At 61.9% G+C, this 21,334-nt stretch carries 17 protein-coding genes, 1 tRNA gene and 1 pseudogene; 14 read left to right on the top strand and 5 right to left on the bottom strand.

The genetic code is table 11. The annotated features are described in order from the left end of the window. Positions 1–29 precede the first annotated feature (29 nt). Positions 30–1,214 (top strand): bacteriohopanetetrol glucosamine biosynthesis glycosyltransferase HpnI, encoded by a 1,185-nt coding sequence (hpnI, locus tag VL598_RS13495; RefSeq protein WP_325327233.1) that lies wholly within the window; start codon positions 30–32, stop codon positions 1,212–1,214. Between the two features lie 341 nt (positions 1,215–1,555). Here hpnI and VL598_RS13490 read toward each other — a convergent pair. The 4 genes from VL598_RS13490 to VL598_RS13475 all read right to left on the bottom strand — a co-directional run bounded on the left by VL598_RS13490 (position 1,556) and on the right by VL598_RS13475 (position 3,807). After that, a tRNA-Val gene (locus VL598_RS13490) sits at positions 1,556–1,630 on the bottom strand. A gap of 48 nt (positions 1,631–1,678) precedes the next feature. Continuing rightward, positions 1,679–2,440: a DNA polymerase III subunit epsilon gene (dnaQ, locus tag VL598_RS13485; RefSeq protein WP_325327231.1), complete on the bottom strand. Its 762-nt coding sequence runs from the start codon at positions 2,438–2,440 to the stop codon at positions 1,679–1,681. 42 nt (positions 2,441–2,482) lie between these two features. Then, complete coding sequence (gene rnhA / locus VL598_RS13480) at positions 2,483–2,923, bottom strand: ribonuclease HI (protein WP_325327232.1); 441 nt, start codon at positions 2,921–2,923, stop codon at positions 2,483–2,485. Between the two features lie 5 nt (positions 2,924–2,928). Then, positions 2,929–3,807, bottom strand: a complete 879-nt coding sequence (locus VL598_RS13475) for a class I SAM-dependent methyltransferase (RefSeq protein ID WP_325327230.1) — start codon at positions 3,805–3,807, stop codon at positions 2,929–2,931. A gap of 19 nt (positions 3,808–3,826) precedes the next feature. Here VL598_RS13475 and gloB point away from each other — a divergent pair, with 19 nt between their 5' ends. The 6 genes from gloB (at position 3,827) to VL598_RS13445 (ending at position 12,589) form a co-directional block, all read left to right on the top strand. Then, the gene (gene gloB, locus VL598_RS13470) at positions 3,827–4,627 is read left to right on the top strand and encodes a hydroxyacylglutathione hydrolase (protein ID WP_325327229.1); all 801 of its coding nucleotides are present in this window, start codon (positions 3,827–3,829) and stop codon (positions 4,625–4,627) included. 164 nt (positions 4,628–4,791) lie between these two features. Beyond that, positions 4,792–6,606, top strand: a complete 1,815-nt coding sequence (locus VL598_RS13465) for a transglycosylase SLT domain-containing protein (RefSeq protein ID WP_414718718.1) — start codon at positions 4,792–4,794, stop codon at positions 6,604–6,606. Positions 6,607–6,961: 355 nt separating this feature from the next. After that, on the top strand, positions 6,962–8,110 hold the full coding sequence (gene carA, locus VL598_RS13460; RefSeq protein ID WP_325327228.1) for a glutamine-hydrolyzing carbamoyl-phosphate synthase small subunit: 1,149 nt from the start codon (positions 6,962–6,964) through the stop codon (positions 8,108–8,110). 71 nt (positions 8,111–8,181) lie between these two features. After that, the gene (gene carB / locus VL598_RS13455) at positions 8,182–11,436 is read left to right on the top strand and encodes a carbamoyl-phosphate synthase large subunit (RefSeq protein ID WP_325327227.1); all 3,255 of its coding nucleotides are present in this window, start codon (positions 8,182–8,184) and stop codon (positions 11,434–11,436) included. 152 nt (positions 11,437–11,588) lie between these two features. After that, entirely contained in the window at positions 11,589–12,065 is a 477-nt protein-coding gene (gene greA, locus VL598_RS13450; RefSeq protein WP_325327226.1) for a transcription elongation factor GreA, read from the top strand. Positions 12,066–12,079: 14 nt separating this feature from the next. Beyond that, the gene (locus VL598_RS13445) at positions 12,080–12,589 is read left to right on the top strand and encodes a DUF4149 domain-containing protein (protein ID WP_325327225.1); all 510 of its coding nucleotides are present in this window, start codon (positions 12,080–12,082) and stop codon (positions 12,587–12,589) included. 109 nt (positions 12,590–12,698) lie between these two features. Here the strand turns inward: VL598_RS13445 and VL598_RS13440 are convergent, their stop codons facing one another. Next, the gene (locus tag VL598_RS13440) at positions 12,699–13,271 is read right to left on the bottom strand and encodes a YhbY family RNA-binding protein (protein ID WP_325327224.1); all 573 of its coding nucleotides are present in this window, start codon (positions 13,269–13,271) and stop codon (positions 12,699–12,701) included. 132 nt (positions 13,272–13,403) lie between these two features. On the opposite strand from VL598_RS13440, the gene VL598_RS13435 reads away from it, so the two are divergent. The 7 genes and pseudogenes from VL598_RS13435 to pstA form a co-directional block, all read left to right on the top strand. Further along, on the top strand, positions 13,404–14,066 hold the full coding sequence (locus VL598_RS13435) for an RlmE family RNA methyltransferase (protein WP_325327223.1): 663 nt from the start codon (positions 13,404–13,406) through the stop codon (positions 14,064–14,066). A gap of 210 nt (positions 14,067–14,276) precedes the next feature. Next, positions 14,277–16,166 carry an ATP-dependent zinc metalloprotease FtsH gene (ftsH, locus tag VL598_RS13430; protein WP_325327222.1) on the top strand — a complete coding sequence of 630 codons (1,890 nt, stop codon included), beginning with the start codon at positions 14,277–14,279 and terminating at the stop codon, positions 16,164–16,166. Between the two features lie 154 nt (positions 16,167–16,320). Then, entirely contained in the window at positions 16,321–17,178 is an 858-nt protein-coding gene (gene folP / locus VL598_RS13425; RefSeq protein WP_414718719.1) for a dihydropteroate synthase, read from the top strand. A 118-nt stretch (positions 17,179–17,296) separates the two neighbouring features. Beyond that, positions 17,297–18,655, top strand: a complete 1,359-nt coding sequence (gene glmM, locus VL598_RS13420) for a phosphoglucosamine mutase (RefSeq protein WP_325327220.1) — start codon at positions 17,297–17,299, stop codon at positions 18,653–18,655. Positions 18,656–18,929: 274 nt separating this feature from the next. After that, positions 18,930–19,961 carry a phosphate ABC transporter substrate-binding protein PstS gene (gene pstS / locus VL598_RS13415; protein ID WP_325327219.1) on the top strand — a complete coding sequence of 344 codons (1,032 nt, stop codon included), beginning with the start codon at positions 18,930–18,932 and terminating at the stop codon, positions 19,959–19,961. 101 nt (positions 19,962–20,062) lie between these two features. Then, positions 20,063–21,052 carry a phosphate ABC transporter permease PstC gene (gene pstC, locus VL598_RS13410; RefSeq protein WP_325327218.1) on the top strand — a complete coding sequence of 330 codons (990 nt, stop codon included), beginning with the start codon at positions 20,063–20,065 and terminating at the stop codon, positions 21,050–21,052. Then, positions 21,049–21,334: pseudogene (gene pstA / locus VL598_RS13405) on the top strand (phosphate ABC transporter permease PtsA); the annotation flags it as partial. The gene pstC and the pseudogene pstA, both read left to right, overlap by 4 nt.

Below are 21,334 nucleotides of genomic sequence, written 5' to 3'. Positions count from 1 at the left end.
GCGACGCGGAGCGGGCCACAGCGGTGACTATGGAAACGGCATCATTCCTTTCGGCCTCGGTTTTAGTGCCGATATGCTGTCTCGCCTCGCTCTATGCGCTCGTGGCGGCGTTCGCCCTGCCATCGGCGCGTAGTGATCGGCAGCGCGCGCACCACCGCCGCGCACAGCGACGTTCACCCCCGCAAGCGGGGGCGGTGGCAATCAGCGTGCTCAAGCCGCTTTGCGGTGGCGAGCCACGGCTCTTTGAGAACCTTGCCACGTTCTGCGAGCAAGCGCATCCGCAGTACCAGTTGCTCTTCGGCGTTTCATCGCCGAACGATCCGGCCATTGCGGTCGTGCGGCGCCTGCAGGCCGCTTATCCGACGCGCGACATTGAACTCGTTTCGGATCCACTCGTGCACGGCCAGAACCTCAAGGTCAGCAACCTCATCAACCTCGCGGCTTACGCGAAGTACCCGATAATCGTCCTTGCCGACAGCGACATCGCCGTCAAGCCCGACTATCTCGCGCATATCACTGCGCCGCTTGCCGATCCACAAGTCGGCATCGTCACTTGCCTCTACCGCGCGCAAGGTGTTGGCAGTTTCTGGACGCGGGTCGGAGCGCTCTTTATTAACGAGTGGTTTGCCCCGTCGGTGCGTATCGCCCATACCGCGGGGTCGCGCCAATTCGGCTTCGGTGCCACGCTCGCGCTGCGTGCCTCGACGCTCGATGCGATCGGCGGTTTCCAGGCAATCAAGGACTGTCTTGCTGACGACTACTGGCTAGCCGAGTACACGCGCAAGCTCGGCTTGACGACCGTGCTCTCCGAGGTCGTCGTCGAAACGGATGTCATTGAATCGGAATTCTCGTCGCTCTGGCGGCGCGAGACGCGCTGGCTGCGCACGATCCGATCGATCAACCCGCTCGGCTTTGCGTTCCTTTTCATCACGTTCACGTCGCCCTGGCTCGCGATCGCCGCACTGCTGGTGCTTGGTCACGGCGGCCTCGCGCGCGAAGCGGTGCTTGTAGGCTCGATAACGATCGGCGCGCTTGCGCGCATTGACCTGCACGCGCGGGCCTCGCGCGACGTGCAGACGTTCTGGCGCGATCTGCCGCTCGTGCCGCTGCGCGACGGGATGCTCGCGGTGCAGTGGATCGTCGCGGCCTTCGGCTCACACGTGACATGGCGCGGCGCACGCATACCTGTTGTCGTGCGGGGTGATGCTGGCTAATGGGTTGAGCGAGCGCACTCGGTCGTGTCGCTGTTCTGTTCGTCGTCGCGTGCTCCTACGATCTCGACTGTGAGCGGAGATGCGTCGCTCGCTGCTTTGCAGATGCGAGGCTCGAGTCCGGCGAATCCGGTCATAGCTGTCACGCCCGCATCGCACAGCAACTTACTTTCCTGGCGAAATTCCGAAACCGGGCAGGTCGAGGCCATCAAGCGTACGAAGAACTGGGGCGAGCTGCTCGACGGGACTTAAATCGTCACCCGCTGCGGCTCGCGGAAAAGAAAAAGGGCTACGGTGTTTAGCCGTAACCCTTTAATTCTTCGGGAAACTCACCGAGATAATTCTGGTGGGTGGTACAGGGATTGAACCTGTGACCCCTGCCGTGTGAAGGCAGTGCTCTACCGCTGAGCTAACCACCCGAAGAGAGTCGAATTATGGCGGGTAATTTGAGGCGTGTAAAGCACTTTTTAAGCAACTTGCACAACCGCGGTCTCGCCGCCAGCTTCCGACGCGGGTACGGGCTCGCTGCGCCACAGGCACGTCCCTTTGATTGCCTTGTCGATCTCATTCAGCACCGCCTCATGGGCACTCAACTCTTCGGCCTCTGCGCAAACCACGGGCAACGTCATCGATTCGAACGACACCATGCCGCCTGCGGCCAAGGCCTCGCTGGCAGCCGGGGTATCGGCCGACGTGTCGATGACGAGGCTTTCCTGCCCGCGCGTCATCGCCAGATAGACGTCCGCGAGAAGTTCCGCGTCAAGCAGTGCACCGTGCAAGGTGCGGTGCGAGTTATTGATGCCGAAGCGGTCGCACAGCGCGTCGAGCGAATTGCGCTTGCCGGGGAAGATCGTTTTTGCCTGCACGAGCGTGTCGATGACGCCGGTGTAGTGCTCCCGAAAGGCAGGCAGTCCTAGCAGCGCAAACTCAGCCTCGAGAAATCCAAGATCGAAGGGCGCATTGTGAATGATCAGCTCGGCCCCGCTCAAGTAGTCGCGCAGCTCATCGGCGATCTGCGCGAACTTCGGCTTGTCGCTGAGAAACTCGGTGGTAAGGCCGTGTACAGCGAGCGCACCCGGATCGCTGTCGCGCTCCGGATTGATGTAGAGGTGGAGGTTATTGCCGGTGAGCCGGCGATTGGCGAGTTCCACACAGCCGATTTCGATGATGCGATCGCCGGTGCGTGGGTTAAGGCCTGTTGTTTCCGTATCAAGGACGATCTGGCGCATGTTGGGATTGTTCGTTTCGACTTGTAAAAACAGTGTTCTGGCTTAGGCGAGTGCGCTCACGCCGCGATTGGCGAGTGCATCGGCTCGCTCGTTTTCGGGGTGCCCGGCGTGACCCTTGACCCACCGCCACTCGATTTGATGCATCGATGCGAGCGCATCGAGCCGGCGCCAAAGATCGGCGTTCTTGACGGGCGTTTTCGCAGCGGTCATCCAGTTCTTCTTCTTCCAGCCGTGAATCCACTCGCTGATGCCCTTTTGCACGTATTGCGAATCCGTGTGAATCACTGCCTTGCAAGGCCGTTTCAACGCCTCGAGGGCGGCGATCACGGCCATGAGCTCCATCCGATTGTTGGTCGTGTTCGGTTCTCCGCCAAAGAGCTCCTTTTCCTGCGCGCCGAAGCGCAACAGGGCGCCCCATCCGCCGGGGCCTGGATTGCCTTTGCACGCGCCGTCCGTAAAGATTTCAATGAACTCGGGCGTCACATCAGTCACGTCATATTCTCGGGTTGGGTGTTGTGAGTGGCGGCGGGCGTGAGCCCTCCTGTGGCAAGCACAGGCTTCTTTGCCCTGATCGGGCCGACGAGCCGCATGCTGCGTACGCGCTTGACGGCTGTCACCATATAAGCCGCGCCGAAGATCGGCCACCATCGGTCGCCGGCTTGCTCCATGAAGGCAAAGCGGGAGAGCCATTTTTCGCCGTCGAAGGGCGGACGATAGCAGCCGAAACGCCCGCGTTCAAGCTCGAAGCCGAGCAGCTTGATCCAGTCTTTGATGCGGGTAAATGCGATGAGATCATGCGCGGCGGGCACGAACGGCTGCCCCGTCATCTTGCCGAACGACTGCCGAGCGCCCCACAGGCTCAGCGAGTTGAAGCCGAGAATGATGAGTTGGCCCTCGGGCATCAGCACGCGTTCAGCTTCGCGCAGCAGCCGGTGCGGATCCCGCGTGAACTCCAGCGTATGAGGCATCACGATCAGGTCGACGCTTTGCGCTTCGAAGGGCAGATCCAGCAGGTCGCACCATACTGTCGAGCGTCCGTTGGGCGCATGGTCCTCGCCCACGGTGGCGGGGGCGGCAGCGGGGGGCGGTGACGAGCCGGGCGTGTCCGCGCGCGCCTGCGCCTGCGTCTGCGGCGGCGGGTAGGTGTAGGGTGCGCTCGCGCCGCTCGCCGCGTCGAGCACGAGGCCGCGACATGGCATGCGGTTCTCGCGCAGGGCGTCGAGTTGCGGCAGGCCCAGCTGCAGCGCGTGGTAGCCGAACACGTTGGACACGACGCGGTCGAGCAACGCTTGCTCCCACTCGAGCACGTATCGCCCGGGTGGCGAATCGGTCCAGGCGGGCCAGTCTATAATCGGTCGATTAGACATCGTATCAATTGGGTCGCCTATGAAAACGCTCGAATACGTGCCGGTGCCGGCGTTCGCAGACAACTACATCTGGCTCGTGTCCGACGGGCGCGATGCGGTCGCAGTCGACCCGGGTGAAGCCGCCCCCGTCCGTGCTTATCTCGCAAAACGAGGGTGGCGACTAAGCGCTATTTTACTCACGCACCACCATGCCGACCACGTCGGCGGTGTCGCGGATCTCTGTGGCGATGCACAAGTTTCTCCCATTCCTGTCTACGGCCCGGCCACCGAGGGCATCGAGGCAGTGACTCATCCCGTCTCGGGTGGCGATCACGTGACGATCGAAGCGCTTGGGATCGACCTCACGGTGCTCGACGTACCCGGTCATACGCGCGGCCATATCGCGTACTTTCAGGCGGGCCGGGGCATTGCGGCGCCGCATGTCTTTTGCGGCGATACGCTTTTTGCCTGCGGATGCGGGCGCTTGTTCGAAGGCACGCCGGCGCAAATGCTGGCCTCGCTCGACGCATTGGCTTCGTTGCCTGGCGAAACTCACGTCCATTGCGCACACGAATACACCTTGTCGAACATCCGCTTTGCGCTTGCCTGCGAGCCGGGCAATGCCGAACTCGCCGCGTGGCACGACGAAGCCACCGCGCGCCGAGCGCGCAATGAGCCGACGCTGCCTACGACAATCGCTCACGAGCGGGCAGTCAACCCGTTCCTGCGGGCGGACAGCCCTGAAATCCATCGCACGCTCGCCGAGGCGCTGCATGAAACCGTCACGGACCGGCTCACGTCCTTTACGCTGATGAGAGAGTGGAAGAACCGCTTCCGCTGACACGCTGATCATTTCGCCCCTGGCACGGCCGAACTCGACAACAATATCGAAAATGTTCGCCAAGCCCCGGATTTGACAAGCTTTTTTACGATTTTAGGTTGACGGGGACGGCTTGCTTTCGTACTATCGCTCGCAATTTCCAGCTTTGGAAGCCGAGACGTTCCATGCGATTTATCCTAAGCGCGCTGCTGGTCCTGATGCTCGCCGCCTGCGCGAACCAAGGCCCGGCAGCGAATTCCGCTGCCTCCGCTGACGCTTCCAGCTCGCAAGCCACCGAATCCCTTCGCACCGCAACCGCCAAGCAAACGATCGACGTTGACAAAGCCTCGGTCGACCAGCTCACGAGTGCCGACACCGATCTATGGGCACGCATTCGGCGCGGTTTTCAGATCCCCGATCTGCAAGGCGACCTCGTCGACATGCAGGCGAGCTGGTACGCTCAGCGGCCAGACTACGTCGCGCGGATGACCGAGCGTTCGCAGAAGTATCTGTATTACATCGTCGAGGAACTCGAATCGCGGCATATGCCGACCGAGCTCGCGCTGTTGCCGTTCATCGAGTCGGCCTACAACCCGCAGGCGTTGTCTGTCGCCAAAGCGGCCGGCATGTGGCAGTTCGTTCCTGACACAGGCCGCACTTACAACCTCAAGCAAAACATGTGGCAGGACGAGCGGCGCGACGTACTGGCGTCGACGAGTGCGGCGCTCGATTATTTGTCGAAGCTGCATGACATGTTTGGCGACTGGTACCTCGCGCTCGCAGCCTACAACTGGGGCGAGGGTAACGTGCAGCGCGCGATTGCCCGCAACCAGGCGGCGGGGTTGCCGACCGACTACCAAAGTCTGCGCATGCCGAACGAGACGCGCAACTATGTGCCGAAGCTGCAGGCGGTCAAAAACATCGTGATGAATCCGCAGGTGTATGGCCTCACGCTGCCGTCGATCCCGAACCATCCGTACTTCGTGTCGGTGACGACATCGCGCGATATCGACGTCGCCATCGCCGCGAAGCTTGCCAACATGTCGCTCGACGAATTCCTTTCGCTCAATCCGTCGTTTAGAAAGCCAGTCATTCTTGGAGCGACGCAGTCGCAAATCCTGCTGCCATTTGACAATGCGAGCGCTTTCGAGCACGGGCTGAAGTCGTATGACGGTCAGCTCTCGTCATGGACGACTTACACTGTGACGGAACGCACGCGGCCTGCCGCGCTTGCCGAGCAACTGGGCGTAGACCCGCAAACGTTGATGTCCGTCAACAAGATCCCGGCCGGGATGCGCCTGAAGCCAGGTTCGACGCTGCTCGTGCCGCGCGGTGATGACGACGACGAGGACATCAGCGCTGACGTAGCCGAAGGTGCGGTGTTGGCCGTGGAGCCTGATGTGCCGGACACGCGCAAGATGCTGATTCGCGTGCGCCGCAAACAGTCGATGGCCGCAATTGCCGGGCGGTATCAGGTTTCGGTGGCGCAACTGAAAGCGTGGAACAAGACGCGGCGCGACACAGTGATGGCCGGGCAGGTGATCGTTCTGCACGTGCCGGTGGGCAAGGCCATGCCGGTTGAGCCTGGCCCACAGAAAATTCCGACCACGATGGCCACCGACGCGCGCGTCCAGAAAGTCGCGGCGCGGGTGGCGGACGCAGCGCCGGTCAATGCGGCCGCCCAAACCCCTGCCAGGGCCCTCGCCAAGGCCCCCGCTAAAGCGCCGCCCAAGCGCGTTGCCAAGCCGGGCAAAGTACAGGAGCAAAGCGCCGACACCAGTAAGGGGCGCATCAGAGGCACGATTAATTCGGGCAAGCCCGCAGCCCAGGCATCGGCCAAAGTCTCCGTGAAGGACGCCAAGCCGAATGCCCCAACGGCGGTCAAGAGTGCGCCGCAGTCGAAACCTGCCGCGGCGTCGAAGCCGCCTCGCAAGGCGGCAAAAGCTTCGCCAAGCCACGAAAAGGTCGTTGCTGCGACATCGAAGACCCGGCAGGAATGACAGGCAACAATGGACGGCTGCCACGCGGCAGCCCGCTGTACGCGTTGTAGGGAAGGGGCTTTTCGAGCTATACTCCCATAGTTTTGCACTATTCAACCCGCACCCTAGCGCTTACCTTCCCCATCCCGTTCATCCGCTTCAATTGCGTGATGCCGCGCGACCTGGCAAAGTCGTCAACCTGACGGCGAAGCCGGAGGCTCCTGGCAGTCCAGGGCGGCACCAAGGGGCGCCTCGAGCGTTCGGCGCATGCCTCGCGCGCTTTGCGCGTGAGAGAGCATCGAGCGCCGCTCGTCGAGCGCGATAGCCTAAAAGGCGGATGACAGGTCGGCAGCAGGGTGCCCCCAAGGAGCTTCCCGTGTTGCCGTCTTTTCCTTCTGCTCTGCTCGCACTCGCCGACGGCACGGTCTTTCGCGGCTATGCGATCGGCGCCGCTGGCCACACGATCGGCGAGGTCGTATTCAATACAGCGATCACGGGCTATCAGGAGATCCTGACTGATCCGAGCTACGCGCGTCAGATCGTCACGCTGACCTATCCGCATATCGGTAACGTTGGCGTCAACGGCGAAGACGTCGAGTCGACAAAAGTCCATGCGGCCGGCCTGATCATTCGCGACCTGCCTGTGCGCGCGTCCAATTTCCGGATGGGGCGCACGCTTGCCGACTATCTGCGCGACGAAGGCATCGTCGCAATCGCCGGTATCGACACGCGGCGGCTCACTCGCATCTTGCGAGATAAAGGCGCGCAAAACGGCTGCATTTTGGCCGGCAGCGACGACGAGGCGCGCGCGATCGAGCTTGCGCGTTCATTTCCGGGGCTTGCCGGGATGGATCTCGCCAAGGTGGTGTCGACGACGAAGTCGTACGAGTGGTCGCAGACGGAATGGCGTCTCGGCAGCGGCTTTGGTGCGCAGGCCGCGCCGCGGTATCGCGTTGTCGCTTTCGATTTCGGCGTCAAACACAACATCCTGCGCATGCTGGCTGAGCGGGGCTGTCATGTCACCGTGCTGCCTGCACAGGCGAGCGCGGCCGATGCGCTGGCGCTTAATCCCGACGGCGTCTTCCTGTCGAACGGCCCCGGCGATCCCGAGCCGTGCGACTATGCGATCGCCGCGGCGAAGGAGCTCATCGAGTGTGGCTTGCCGACCTTCGGCATCTGCCTTGGCCACCAAATCATGGGTCTCGCCGTCGGCGCGAAGACCATGAAAATGAAGACGGGCCACCACGGTGCGAACCATCCCGTGAAGGATCTGGCTGATGGACGCGTGGTGATCACGTCGCAAAACCATGGCTTCGCCGTGGATGCCGAGACGTTGCCGGCCAATGCGCGTGTCACCCACGTCTCGCTCTTCGACGGGACGCTGCAAGGCTTCGAATTGACGGACAAGCCCGCGTTTTGCTTCCAGGGCCATCCCGAAGCGTCGCCGGGCCCGCACGATATCGGTTATCTCTTCGACCGCTTCACCGCGATGATGGACGCGAAACGCGGTAGCGTTGCCGCTTGATGCGCGCTTGCCGTGCGGCCAAAGCGCCGCCGGTCGCGAGAGAAACCCAGGAATACATTAGCGAGAGCGTTATGCCCAAGCGGACAGACATCAAAAGCATACTTATCATCGGCGCGGGGCCGATCATCATCGGCCAGGCGTGCGAGTTCGACTACTCGGGCGCACAGGCATGCAAGGCGCTGCGCGAGGAGGGCTACAAGGTCATCCTCGTCAACAGCAACCCAGCCACAATCATGACCGATCCCAACACGGCCGACGTCACGTACATCGAGCCGATCACCTGGGAGGTCGTGGAGGGCATCATCGCCAAGGAGCGTCCGGACGCGATTCTGCCGACGATGGGTGGGCAGACGGCGCTCAACTGCGCCCTCGATCTCCATCATCACGGCGTGCTTGCCAAGTACGGCGTCGAGCTCATCGGCGCGTCGCCCGAAGCCATCGACAAGGCGGAAGACCGTCAGAAGTTCAAAGACGCGATGACGAAGATCGGGCTCGGCTCGGCGAAGTCTGGCGTGGCGCATTCGATGGAAGAGGCGCTCACGGTTCAAGCCGAGATCGCCGCACTGACGGGTGGGCCAGGTTACCCCGTCGTAATCCGGCCGTCGTTCACGCTCGGTGGCTCGGGCGGGGGCATCGCCTACAACCGTCAGGAATTCGAAGAGATCTGCCGGCGCGGCCTCGACCTTTCGCCGACGCGCGAACTGCTCATCGAAGAGTCGCTGCTTGGCTGGAAAGAGTATGAGATGGAAGTCGTGCGTGACCGCGCCGACAACTGCATCATCGTTTGCTCGATCGAGAACCTGGACCCGATGGGCATCCACACCGGCGATTCGATTACCGTCGCGCCGGCGCAGACGCTCACCGACAAGGAATATCAGCTGCTGCGTAACGCCTCGCTCGCCGTACTGCGCGAAATTGGCGTGGACACGGGCGGCTCGAATGTTCAGTTCGCCATCAATCCCGACGATGGGCGTGTCATCGTCATCGAGATGAACCCGCGCGTTTCGCGTTCGTCCGCGCTCGCCTCGAAGGCGACGGGCTTCCCGATTGCGAAGGTCGCGGCCAAGCTCGCCGTTGGCTACACGCTCGACGAGCTCAGAAACGAGATCACGGGCGGGCAGACTCCGGCCTCGTTCGAGCCCACGATCGATTACGTCGTGACGAAGATTCCGCGTTTTGCTTTCGAGAAGTTCCGCGAGGCCGATCCGCATCTGACGACGCAAATGAAGTCCGTGGGCGAAGTGATGGCGATCGGCCGCACGTTTCAGGAATCGTTCCAGAAGGCATTGCGTGGGCTTGAAGTCGGCGTCGATGGCCTCGACGAAAAAACGACGAACCGCGACGAAATTGTGCGCGAGATCGGCGAGCCCGGTCCCGACCGCATTTGGTATGTCGGCGACGCATTCCGCATCGGCATGACGATCGATGAGGTGTTCGAGGAAACGTCGATCGATCCGTGGTTCCTGGCCCAGATCGAAGAGATCGTGCGCAAGGAGCAAGCGCTGAGCGGTCGCTCGCTTGCGAGTCTCTCGACGGACGAGCTTCGCTATCTGAAGCAAAGCGGCTTTTCGGACCGGCGCTTGGCGAAGCTGCTCGGTGCAACGCCGGCCGACGTGCGCCGCGCTCGTATCGACCAAAACGTGCGGCCTGTCTACAAGCGCGTCGACACCTGTGCGGCCGAATTCGCGACGAAGACGGCCTACATGTACTCGACGTACGAAGAAGAGTGCGAAGCGCTGCCGACGTCGAACAAGAAGATCATGGTCCTGGGCGGCGGCCCGAACCGGATCGGGCAGGGCATCGAGTTCGACTACTGCTGCGTGCATGCAGCATTGGCGATGCGCGAGGACGGCTATGAGACGATCATGGTCAACTGCAATCCTGAAACCGTGTCGACCGACTACGACACGTCCGATCGCCTCTACTTCGAACCGCTCACGCTCGAAGACGTCCTCGAAATCGTCGACAAGGAAAAGCCGCTTGGCGTGATCGTGCAGTACGGCGGTCAGACGCCCCTGAAGCTTGCGCTCGACCTCGAGGCGAACGGCGTGCCGATCATCGGGACATCGCCCGATATGATCGACGCCGCGGAGGACCGTGAGCGCTTCCAGAAGCTGCTGAAGGACCTCGAATTGCGCCAACCGCCGAATCGTACGGCGCGCACCGAGGCGCAAGCGCTGACGCTTGCGGACGAAATCGGCTACCCGCTCGTCGTGCGGCCTTCGTATGTGCTGGGCGGCCGCGCGATGGAGATCGTGCACGAGCCCCGCGATCTCGAGCGTTATATGCGCGAGGCCGTGAAGGTCTCCAACGATTCGCCGGTGCTGCTCGATCGCTTCTTGAATGACGCGATCGAATGCGACGTCGACTGTATCTCCGACGGCACGAACGTGTTCATTGGCGGCGTGATGGAGCACATCGAGCAGGCCGGCGTGCACTCGGGCGATTCGGCTTGTTCCCTGCCGCCATACTCGCTCTCGACAGAAACCGTCGCTGAGCTGAAGCGGCAGACGGGCGCGATGGCGCGGGCGCTGAACGTGGTGGGCCTCATGAACGTGCAGTTCGCCATTCAGCAGGTGCCGCAGGACGACGGTTCGACGAAGGACGTCATTTACGTCCTTGAGGTCAATCCTCGCGCGTCGCGCACGGTGCCTTACGTTTCGAAGGCGACGGGCCTCGCGCTCGCGAAGATTGCAGCGCGCGCGATGGTCGGCCAAACGCTTGTCGAGCAGGGCGTGACGAAGGAAGTCGTGCCGCCTTACTTCAGCGTGAAGGAGGCTGTTTTCCCGTTCGTCAAATTCCCGACGGTCGATCCGGTGCTCGGCCCTGAAATGCGTTCGACGGGCGAGGTGATGGGCGTCGGCCAAACTTTCGGCGAAGCGCTGTTCAAGTCGCAGCTGGCAGCTGGTTCACGCCTGCCCGAATCCGGCACGGTGTTGCTCACGGTGATGGACGCCGACAAGCCCAAGGCTGTCGAGGTCGCACGCATGCTGCACGAGCTCGGCTATCCGCTGGTGGCGACGAAGGGTACGGCTGCCGCCATCTCGGCCGCAGGCGTGCCGGTGAAGGTCGTCAATAAAGTGAAGGACGGGCGGCCCCACATCGTCGACATGATCAAGAACGGCGAGATCGCGCTCGTCTTCACGACCGTCGACGAAACGCGCGCGGCGATTGCGGACTCGCGCTCGATTCGCATGAGTGCGCAGGCGAACAAGGTGACCTACTACACGACGATGTCCGGCGCCCGGGCGGCAGTGGAAGGACTCCGCTATTTGAAAAACCTCGAGGTCTACGATTTACAAGGGCTGCACGCTCGCCTAAACTAACCCTTCGGTTACCTACCTCACCGGGGTCGAATTCGGCCCCTCAAAGATGCCGCGGTTAAGCGGCGTCCCCTCCGGTGGCGATACGCGCCTGACGGGATGCACTTAACCGCGGTGCTTTTTTATTGCCGTCTTTTTTCCTTACTGATCTGTCTATGAGCACCATTCCATTGACGAAGCGGGGCGCTGACCAGCTACGTGACGAGCTGCAGCGGCTGAAGTCCGTCGAGCGTCCGTCGGTCATCAACTCGATCGCCGAGGCGCGCGCGCAAGGAGACTTGTCGGAGAACGCTGAGTACGATGCGGCGAAGGAAAAGCAAGGTTTCATTGAAGGGCGGATTGCGGAGATCGAGTCGAAGCTCGCGGCAGCGCAAGTGATCGATCCGTCCACGCTCGATGCCGATGGGCGCGTTGTTTTCGCGGCCACGGTTCAGCTCGAAGATCTCGACTCCGGCAAGATCGTCACCTATCAGATTGTTGGCGATGACGAAGCCGATCTCGACCACGGGCTGATTTCGGTCAGTTCGCCGATCGCCCGCGCGCTGATCGGAAAATCGGAAGGCGACGTAGCCGCAGTGCAGGCACCCAGTGGCGTGCGCGAGTATGAGGTCATTTCCGTAAGTTACGTCTGACGATAGGTCGAAACGTGTCTTTGGCACCGCATCGCTTTTTCCGTCTGCTTATCGTCGTATGGGTAGGCAGTTTGATCACGATAGGCTATGCCGCTGCGCCGACGCTCTTCCTGATGCTCGACCGCATCGACGCAGGTGCGGTTGCGGGGAGGCTGTTTCGAATCGAGGCGTTCGTCGGCATTTTTTGTGGCGTGTTATCGCTGGCACTCGGCAATCTGCTGGTGCGTCGCGGAGCGACGGGTTATCGGCCGCTCCGGTGGCTGCTGGTCGGCATGCTCGCCTGTGTGCTGGTTGGCTACTTTGCGCTCGAGCCATTCATGGATGCGTGGCGCACAGCAGCGCTGGCAACTGGGGTCGATGTCGGCCATTCGGCTTACGCCGCGCGTTTTGGCACGTTGCACGGCATCTCGAGTTTGTTTTATTTGGTCGAATCGCTGCTCGGGCTCACGCTGGTTTGGAAGCTGCCTGGCGGAGGATCGCCTGTCGATGGTGCGGAGCGCGTCGGGAAGGGCGCGGCTTGTTGATCCGTTCGATCATGCCATAGGCTCTCATGTCATGATCGCGGATAGTGACGACGAGCCGGGGCGAACTCCCACCAACGGGCGTCGGTGGGATGCGGTGTCGCCCCGTGGCTTACTTGGCCGACTGATGCTGACGCTTGGCGCTCGTTTGACGTTTTTTCGCGCGCTTGACCGTTCCGCCTGCCGTTACGCGCTCGTTGCCACGGACGACTACCGTTTGGGGCTTCGGGCGACGCATCGGATTCTCGGTGGGCTTGACGACTTTGACGAGGCGCGGCGCCGCGCCTCCCGAGCGTTTGGGGCCGGCAGCGTCCGCCGCCCTTGCTGCCTGGGCAGCGCTGGGGATGGCCGTGGAGCGCTTCGAGCGCGCCGTGCCGGACGCGCCTGCTGCCTTAGCGTCACGCTCGGCGACTTCCGGTTTCCAGATCACGAGCAGCTTACCGATGTGCTGGATCGGCGCAGCGTCGAGCTCATCGCAGATGCGATCGTAGATGGCTACGCGGGCCTCGCGCTCATCGCCGAACACGCGAATTTTGATGAGCTGATGGGCCGCGAGGTGGATTTTGATCTCGGCCAGCACGGCGTCGGTCAGGCCTTCGGCTCCGATGAGAACAACGGGCTTGAGCGCATGAGCCTGAGAGCGCAGATCGGCGCGCTCGGCGGGGGAGACTTTGAGGGCTGGCATGAGAAATCGACAACTCGACTAGAATGTGGGCGGCCGCACGACGAGCCGCGAACTGACAAAGCCCGTGCCGGCAAAACGCGTATTATCCGCCAAAAGTGCGGTGCGACGCAGCAAGAGTTCACCTTTCTTTAGATGGCAAAAAACCGCTTCAACCAGTCGTGGCTTCACGACCACATCAATGATCCCTACGTCAAGCTGGCTCAGCGTGAGGGGTACCGCGCCCGAGCGGCATACAAGCTGCGGGAAATCGACGAGCAGGACAAGCTGATCCGCCCGGGCCAAGTCATCGTCGATCTCGGCTCGGCCCCCGGCAGCTGGAGCCAGTACGCACGCAACAAGCTCGCCCAGGGGGCGCGCCGCGACGCGGCGCGCGAGGGCGGCATCGACGGCACAATAATCGCGCTCGACATGCTGCCGATGGAGCCCGTCGCCGACGTGCACTTCATCCAGGGCGACTTTCGTGAAGAAAGCGTGCTGGCCCAGCTCGAAGAAGTGCTGGAAGGCCGTCAGGTGGATCTTGTAATTTCGGACATGGCGCCCAATCTGTCGGGTGTGGCTGTGGCCGACGCTGCGCGCATCGAGCATATTTGCGATCTCGCGCTCGAATTTTCTCAGAACCATCTGAAATCCGAAGGGGCGTTGCTCGTCAAATGCTTTCACGGCAGCGGCTACAGCCAGATCGTCGAGAAATTCAAGCGCCAGTTCAAAACGGTCGCCCCGCGCAAGCCAAAGGCCTCGCGTGACAAATCGTCCGAGACGTTCATCCTCGGGAAGACGTTGAAACACCCGGGTTGACGCCGCGGCGATGCGTCAAAAACGGATTACTGCCATATTTTTGCTCGCGAAATGTGTAACAAGTGAGCAAAAAACGCCTGAGAGAGCCGGAAAAAGGCTATTTTCATGGTAGCGAAACGTTATGGCAGGGGTTCACGGACTGGATTAGAATTCTTGCGTGGCGCCGCAAGGTAAATGTAGGCGCACGTCCATGAGTGAAGGAGTGGTGCTTTGAACAACAATATGTTTTCGAAGGCGGCAGTGTGGCTCGTGATCGCACTGGTGCTATTTACGGTGTTCAAGCAGTTCGACAAGCCCCGTGTCCAGGAAGGCGTCTCGTATTCGCAGTTCATGACGGACGCGAAGGACGGCAAGGTCAAGAACGTCATCGTTCAGGGGCGCAACCTCACGGTCACTCCTGCAGACGGCCAGAAGTATCAGATCGTTTCGCCGGGTGACATCTGGATGGTGGGCGACCTGATGAAATATGGCGTCCAGGTGAGCGGCAAGGCCGACGAGGAGCCGAACGCGCTCGTCTCCGCGCTTTATTACCTGGGGCCGACGATCCTCATCATCGTCTTCTGGTTCTATATGATGAGACAAATGCAAGGCGGCGGCAAAGGCGGCGCCTTCTCGTTCGGCAAGTCCCGGGCGCGTCTCATCGACGAAAATAACAACGCAATCAATTTCACCGACGTTGCAGGCTGCGACGAAGCGAAGGAAGAAGTGTCCGAGCTCGTCGATTTCCTGCGCGATCCGCAGAAGTTCCAGAAGCTGGGCGGACGAATTCCGCGCGGCGTGCTGCTGGTTGGCCCTCCGGGTACCGGTAAGACGCTGCTGGCGCGTGCCATTGCAGGCGAAGCGAAGGTGCCGTTTTTCAGCATTTCGGGTTCGGACTTCGTCGAAATGTTCGTCGGTGTCGGCGCGGCGCGGGTGCGCGATATGTTTGAGCAGGCCAAGAAGCACGCGCCTTGCATCGTGTTCATCGACGAAATCGATGCAGTGGGCCGTCATCGCGGCGCCGGCATGGGTGGCGGCAACGACGAGCGCGAGCAGACGCTGAACCAGATGCTCGTTGAAATGGACGGTTTTGAAGCGAACTCGGGTGTGATCGTGATCGCCGCGACGAACCGTTCCGACGTCCTCGACAAGGCGCTTTTGCGCCCGGGCCGTTTCGACCGGCAGGTTTTTGTCGGCCTGCCCGACATCCGTGGCCGCGAGCAAATCCTGAAGGTGCATCTGCGCAAGGTGCCGATCTCCAACGACGTTGACGCGGCGGTGGTTGCGCGCGGCACGCCGGGCTTTTCGGGCGCCGACCTCGCGAACCTGGTCAACGAAGCGGCGCTTTTCGCGGCGAGGCGGGGCAAGCGCATCGTCGAAATGCAGGACTTCGAAGACGCGAAAGACAAGATCTTCATGGGACCGGAGCGCAAATCGGCCGTCATCCGCGAGGAGGCGAAACGAGCTACGGCGTACCACGAGGCTGGCCACGCGGTCGTCGCGAAGCTCTTGCCGAAGGCCGACCCTGTCCATAAGGTCACGATCATCCCGCGCGGGCGTGCTCTCGGTGTCACATGGCAGCTGCCTGAGCACGACAATGAGACGTACTCGAAAGACTATTTGCTTGATCGTCTGGCGATTCTGTTTGGCGGTCGCGTTGCCGAGGAGTTGTTCCTGAACCTGATCAGCACCGGGGCTTCGGACGATTTCAACAAGGCGACGCAAACGGCGCGCGCCATGGTCACGCGCTTCGGCATGACGGACGAACTCGGGCCGATGGTTTATGCCGACGACGATAACGAAGCCTCCCCGTTTGGCCGTGGCTTCACACGCACGATCTCCGAGGCGACGCAACAGAAGGTCGATGCCGAAATCCGGCGCGTTTTGGACGACCAGTACAAGCTGGCGCGGCGCCTCCTCGACGAAAATCGTGACAAGGTCGAGGCCATGACGGCGGCGCTGATGGAGTGGGAGACGATCGACGCCGATCAGATCAATGACATCATGGACGGCCGGCCGCCGCGCTCGCCGAAGAACGTGTCGCATACCGACACCTCGTCGGGCAGCGGTAGTAGCCCGGGTCCCGAAGTGAAGCCGGGCAGCGCCACCGCGCCGGCGTAAGGACAAGAGCGCAAACGAGGGGCCGGTGCGAGCCACGCACCGGCTTTTTTGTTTTTGTTCTACCGGTCTTGTGCTAGCGCCTCGCGGCGCCGGCTTTCATTGAGTCATCGTCGTGCCCATTTCTGAACCTTTGAACCCATGCCTTCCCGGACCTATGCGGTGCGGGCGTTTCACGCTGACATTCGAGCGCCCGCTGGTTATGGGTATCCTCAATGTGACACCGGATTCCTTCTCTGACGGCGGGCGTTACGTCGCCCGTGACGACGCGCTGCGCGAGGCCGAGCGGATGATCCGAGACGGTGCCGACATGCTCGACATCGGCGGCGAATCGACGCGCCCGGGTGCTGCGCCCCTGCCGCTCGACGAAGAGTTGGCACGCGTGGTGCCGATCGTCGAGGCGCTGCGCGACGCGGGCGTGCCTATTTCAGTCGACACCTACAAACCCGAGGTGATGCGAGCAGCACTCGTTGCCGGTGCCGACATGATCAATGACGTGTGGGGCTTTCGGCAGCCGGGAGCAATCGACGCCGTGCGCGACAGCGATTGCGGGCTTTGCGTAATGCATATGCTTGGCGAGCCGCAGACGATGCAGCGAGGGACGCCCGATTATTGGGACGTTGTCGCGCAGGTGCGCGCGTTCTTGACCGAGCGCGTCGACATGTTGATGCGCGACGGCGTTGGCAAAACGCGCATCAGCGTCGACCCGGGCTTCGGGTTTGGCAAATCGACGGTCGGCGACAATTACGCGTTGCTCGCGCACCTGGCCGATACGGCTCCGCGGCTGGGCGATGCCGAGCCGTTCCCCATTCTCGCGGGTATGTCGCGCAAATCGATGTTTGCCGAAGTGACGGGACGCGCGTTGCCTCACGAGCGTGTTGCTGCCAGCGTCGCGGGCGCAGTGCTTGCGGCCGAACGCGGCGCGGCGATTGTTCGGGTGCACGACGTGGCCGAGACCGTCGACGCGTTGAAGGTCCTGGCCGCCGTGCGTAAGGCAGCCGAGGCGCCGCGCTGAGAGCGGCTCGTTGGAGCGCCACGCGCCGGACGCTGGCGCTAGAAGTCGTGGTCGCGGCGCACGCTGCCGGCACGCGTGTGGCACGATCAACTGATAATACGGACAAGGAAGACTAAGAATGGCACGTCGCTATTTCGGTACAGATGGAATCCGAGGCAAGGTGGGCGAAGCGCCTATCACGCCGGAATTTGTATTGAGGCTGGGCTACGCCGCCGGCAAGGTTTTGGCCGGCGCCGACCGCTGGGCGAAAGCGGGTTCGCGTCCAACCGTGTTGATCGGCAAGGACACGCGTGTGTCGGGCTACCTGCTCGAGGCTGCGCTCGAGGCGGGGTTTTCCGCGGCGGGCGTCGATGTGATGCTCGCCGGCCCGATGCCGACGCCCGGCGTCGCGTATTTGACGCGTGCGTTGCGGCTCGCGGCGGGCGTAGTCATCAGCGCCTCGCACAATCCCTACTACGATAACGGGATCAAATTTTTCAGCGCCGATGGCAATAAGCTCCCCGACGACGTGGAGGCGCTGATCGAAAAGCAGCTTCAGGAGCCGCTCGAGTGCGCGCCCTCCGAGCGCCTCGGCAAGGCACGGCGGCTCGACGACGCGGCGGGCCGCTACATAGAGTTTTGCAAAAGCACGTTTCCCGCGGCATTCGATCTGCGAGGGCTAAAACTTGTCGTCGACTGCGCACATGGTGCCGCCTACCAGATCGCTCCGCACGTCTTTCACGAGCTCGGCGCGGATGTGATCTCGATCGGCGTTGCGCCGAATGGCTTCAACATCAACGATGGAGTGGGCGCGACGGCACCTGAAGCACTGGTGCAGGCAGTGCAGGCGAACGGTGCAGATATCGGGCTTGCGCTCGACGGCGACGCCGATCGACTTCAGGTCGTCGACGCGGCAGGGCGCCTCTATAACGGCGACGAGTTGCTGTACGTGCTGGTGAGGGATCGTATCGACACGGACGGGAAGGTGGCCGGTGCCGTCGGGACGTTGATGACGAACATGGCGGTCGAAGTCGCGTTGGCTCGTCAAGGCGTGGCGTTCGTGCGAGCGCCTGTCGGAGACCGCTATGTTCTCGAGCACTTGCGTGAGCGCGGCTGGCAACTCGGTGCGGAGGGCTCGGGCCACATCCTGTCGCTCGATCGCCACACGACGGGCGATGGCATTATCTCCGCCTTGCTCGTCCTCGCGGCGATCAAGCGTAGTGGAGCGACGCTTGCGGAGTTGCTCAAGGATGTGACGCTTTTTCCGCAGCGGCTGATCAACGTGCGGATGCGTCCCGATGCTGACTGGAAACAGAACGCAGCCATTCGGCGCGCAGTGGCCGACGCCGAGCGTGCGCTCGAGGGTCACGGCCGTGTGCTGATTCGCGCCTCGGGAACGGAGCCGGTATTGCGCGTCATGGTAGAGGCGCGCCAGCGCGACAGCGCGGTGCGGTGCGCCGAGTCGATTGCCAGCGTTGTGGAGCAGCAAACCGCGTAACGAGCCGCGTAAGAAACCGCGGGAAATCAGGCCGGGCGGAACGTGCACCTAAGCGGCGCGCGTTGCGTACCGGCCTTTGTCATATTTCAAACGGTAACTTTTTGCCTATTTCTCCGCAAGTTAGGTCCAATCTGCCGGTAATTTTTCCAATTTCATGCGGATCGCGCAAGGTCGGCGCAATTTTAATTCGGGTGTGTGTCACATGACTGTCACAATGGTGACATAACCTTCGCGGTATCGAAAACCACACGACCAAACCACTTGGGGGTTATTCATGAAGTTGATGCAGACTGTGTTTGCTGGCACGGCCGCAGCGCTCTTCGCGATTTCCGCGCAGGCCGCTGACATCACGGGCGCAGGTAGCACGTTCGCGGCACCGCTCTACACGAAGTGGGCCGATGCATATCAGAAGAGCGGCGGCGGTAAGGTCAACTTCCAGGGCATTGGTTCGGCGGGCGGCATCAAGCAGATCCAGGCCAAGACTGTCGATTTCGCAGGTTCGGACATGCCGCTTAAGGACGACCAACTGGCGAAGGATGGTCTGTTCCAGTTCCCGACGGTGGTGGGCGGTGTCGTACCGACGGTCAACCTACCGGGCATTGCCGCTGGCAAGCTGACGTTGTCGGGCCCGGTCCTCGCCGACATCTATCTGAACAAGATCACGAAGTGGAATGACCCGGAGATCGCCAAGCTCAACCCTGGCATCAAGCTGCCCGACACGGCAATCGCAGTTGTGCGCCGCGCGGATGGCTCGGGTACGACGTTCATCTGGACGAATTACCTCTCGAAGGTTAGCCCGGAGTGGAAGAGCAAGGTCGGCGAAGGTACGGCGGTCAATTGGCCGACGGGTACGGGCGGTAAGGGCAACGACGGTGTCGCGGCATTCGTGCAGCGTCTGCCGGGCGCGATCGGCTATGTCGAGTGGGCCTATGTGAAGCAGAATCACATGGTCTACACGAACATGGTGAACGCTGCGGGCACCACCGTTAAGCCGGACACGGCTACGTTCGCGGAAGCCGCCGGCAGCGCGGATTGGAGCAAGACGTTCTATCAGATTCTGACGAACGAGCCGGGCAAGAACGCGTGGCCGGTTGTTGGTGCGACGTTCGTGCTGTTGCACAAGACGCAAGACAATCCGGCGCAGGGCGCCGAAACGCTGAAGTTCTTCGGCTGGAGCTTTGCGAAGGGTAGCGACGCTGTTACCAGCCTCGATTACATCCCGCTGCCGACTGCGGTGACGAATGAAATCGAGAAGCAGTGGAAAGTGAGCGTCAAGGACTCCGCTGGCAAGCCGGTCGCTCAGTAAAGCAGTGAGCTTCTAAATCAGCCCGGCAAGGCGGCGACGCCTTGTCGGGTGTTCGCATCGCGTGCACGACTCAAAGTGCGCAACGGGAAAGGACGGAATACATGTCCGATATTCAAACAGCCTCGACGGCGAGTGCTGGCAGTGATCGCGCTCAACGCGCGCCCAGCCGTCTGGGCGACGTGGTCTTCGGAAATCTGACCCGCTTGGCTGCGGTCGTAACACTTGTGCTGCTCGGCGGCATCATTGTTTCGCTGGTCGTCGCCTCGCTGCCGACTATCTTCAAGTTCGGCCTCAATTTTCTGTGGACGTCTGACTGGGATCCACCCAGCAACGTTTACGGTGCGCTGGTTCCCATTTACGGCACCCTTGCCACCTCTATCATTGCGCTCATTATCGCGGTGCCCGTCAGCTTTGGCATCGCGCTTTTCCTGACTGAGCTCTCGCCTGCATGGTTGCGCCGGCCGCTTGGCATCGCGATCGAACTCCTGGCCGCCATTCCGTCGATCGTCTACGGCATGTGGGGTTTGCTCGTCTTCTCGCCCATCTTCGCGCAGTACATCGAAGCGCCGCTCGGTGCGGCGCTCGGCCCGATTCCGTTCATCGGTGCGCTGTTTCAAGGCGCGCCGATTGGCATTGGCCTGCTGTGCGCCGGCGTCATTCTCGCGATCATGATCATTCCCTATATTGCGTCGGTGATGCGTGACGTGTTCGAAGTCACGCCGGTGCTGCTCAAGGAGTCGGCATACGGCATCGGCTGCACGACTTGGGAGGTCATGTGGAAGGTCGTGCTGCCGTTCACAAAGAGCGGGGTGATCGGCGGAATCATGCTTGGACTCGGGCGTGCAGTCGGCGAAACAATGGCGGTCACGTTCGTCATCGGCAACACGAATCTGCTCAGCAACGTGTCGCTGTTTTCGCCGGGCAACAGCATCACCTCCGCGCTGGCTAACGAATTCGCCGAAGCGGAGCCGGGCTTGCATACCTCGGCCCTGATGGAACTCGGCTTGATTCTCTTCTTGATTACGTTCGTGGTGCTCTCGCTCTCCAAGCTGATGCTGCTCCGCCTCGAGAAAAATGAGGGGGCGAAATGAATCGGCCGATTGTTCAGATGCCAGGTACGGCAAGCCCTGAGGTCCTGCAGACGATGCGTGATCGGCTACAACGCCGCCGCCGCCGGATCAATGCCATCGCGCTCACGCTCTCGCTCGCAGCGATGGCGTTCGGGCTGCTCTGGCTGGTATGGATTCTCTACACGACGCTGACGCTCGGTGTCGGCGGTCTGTCCGTCCAACTTTTCACGCAATCAACGCCGCCGCCCGATACCGATGGCGGCGGGCTTGCCAACGCGATCGTCGGCAGCCTCATGCTCGTTG

The organism is Trinickia sp., assembly GCF_035492435.1.
Lineage (GTDB): Bacteria > Pseudomonadota > Gammaproteobacteria > Burkholderiales > Burkholderiaceae > Trinickia.
This window is presented reverse-complemented; position numbering and strand designations above follow the sequence as displayed.

Coding starts and splice junctions, on each gene's coding strand:
- hpnI (WP_325327233.1), top strand. CDS start 30: ATGGAAACGGCATCATTCCTTTCGGCCTCGGTTTTAGTGCCGATATGC.
- dnaQ (WP_325327231.1), bottom strand. CDS start 2,440: ATGCGCCAGATCGTCCTTGATACGGAAACAACAGGCCTTAACCCACGC.
- VL598_RS13475 (WP_325327230.1), bottom strand. CDS start 3,807: ATGTCTAATCGACCGATTATAGACTGGCCCGCCTGGACCGATTCGCCA.
- gloB (WP_325327229.1), top strand. CDS start 3,827: ATGAAAACGCTCGAATACGTGCCGGTGCCGGCGTTCGCAGACAACTAC.
- VL598_RS13465 (WP_414718718.1), top strand. CDS start 4,792: ATGCGATTTATCCTAAGCGCGCTGCTGGTCCTGATGCTCGCCGCCTGC.
- carB (WP_325327227.1), top strand. CDS start 8,182: ATGCCCAAGCGGACAGACATCAAAAGCATACTTATCATCGGCGCGGGG.
- greA (WP_325327226.1), top strand. CDS start 11,589: ATGAGCACCATTCCATTGACGAAGCGGGGCGCTGACCAGCTACGTGAC.
- VL598_RS13440 (WP_325327224.1), bottom strand. CDS start 13,271: ATGCCAGCCCTCAAAGTCTCCCCCGCCGAGCGCGCCGATCTGCGCTCT.
- VL598_RS13435 (WP_325327223.1), top strand. CDS start 13,404: ATGGCAAAAAACCGCTTCAACCAGTCGTGGCTTCACGACCACATCAAT.
- folP (WP_414718719.1), top strand. CDS start 16,321: ATGCGGTGCGGGCGTTTCACGCTGACATTCGAGCGCCCGCTGGTTATG.
- glmM (WP_325327220.1), top strand. CDS start 17,297: ATGGCACGTCGCTATTTCGGTACAGATGGAATCCGAGGCAAGGTGGGC.
- pstS (WP_325327219.1), top strand. CDS start 18,930: ATGAAGTTGATGCAGACTGTGTTTGCTGGCACGGCCGCAGCGCTCTTC.
- pstC (WP_325327218.1), top strand. CDS start 20,063: ATGTCCGATATTCAAACAGCCTCGACGGCGAGTGCTGGCAGTGATCGC.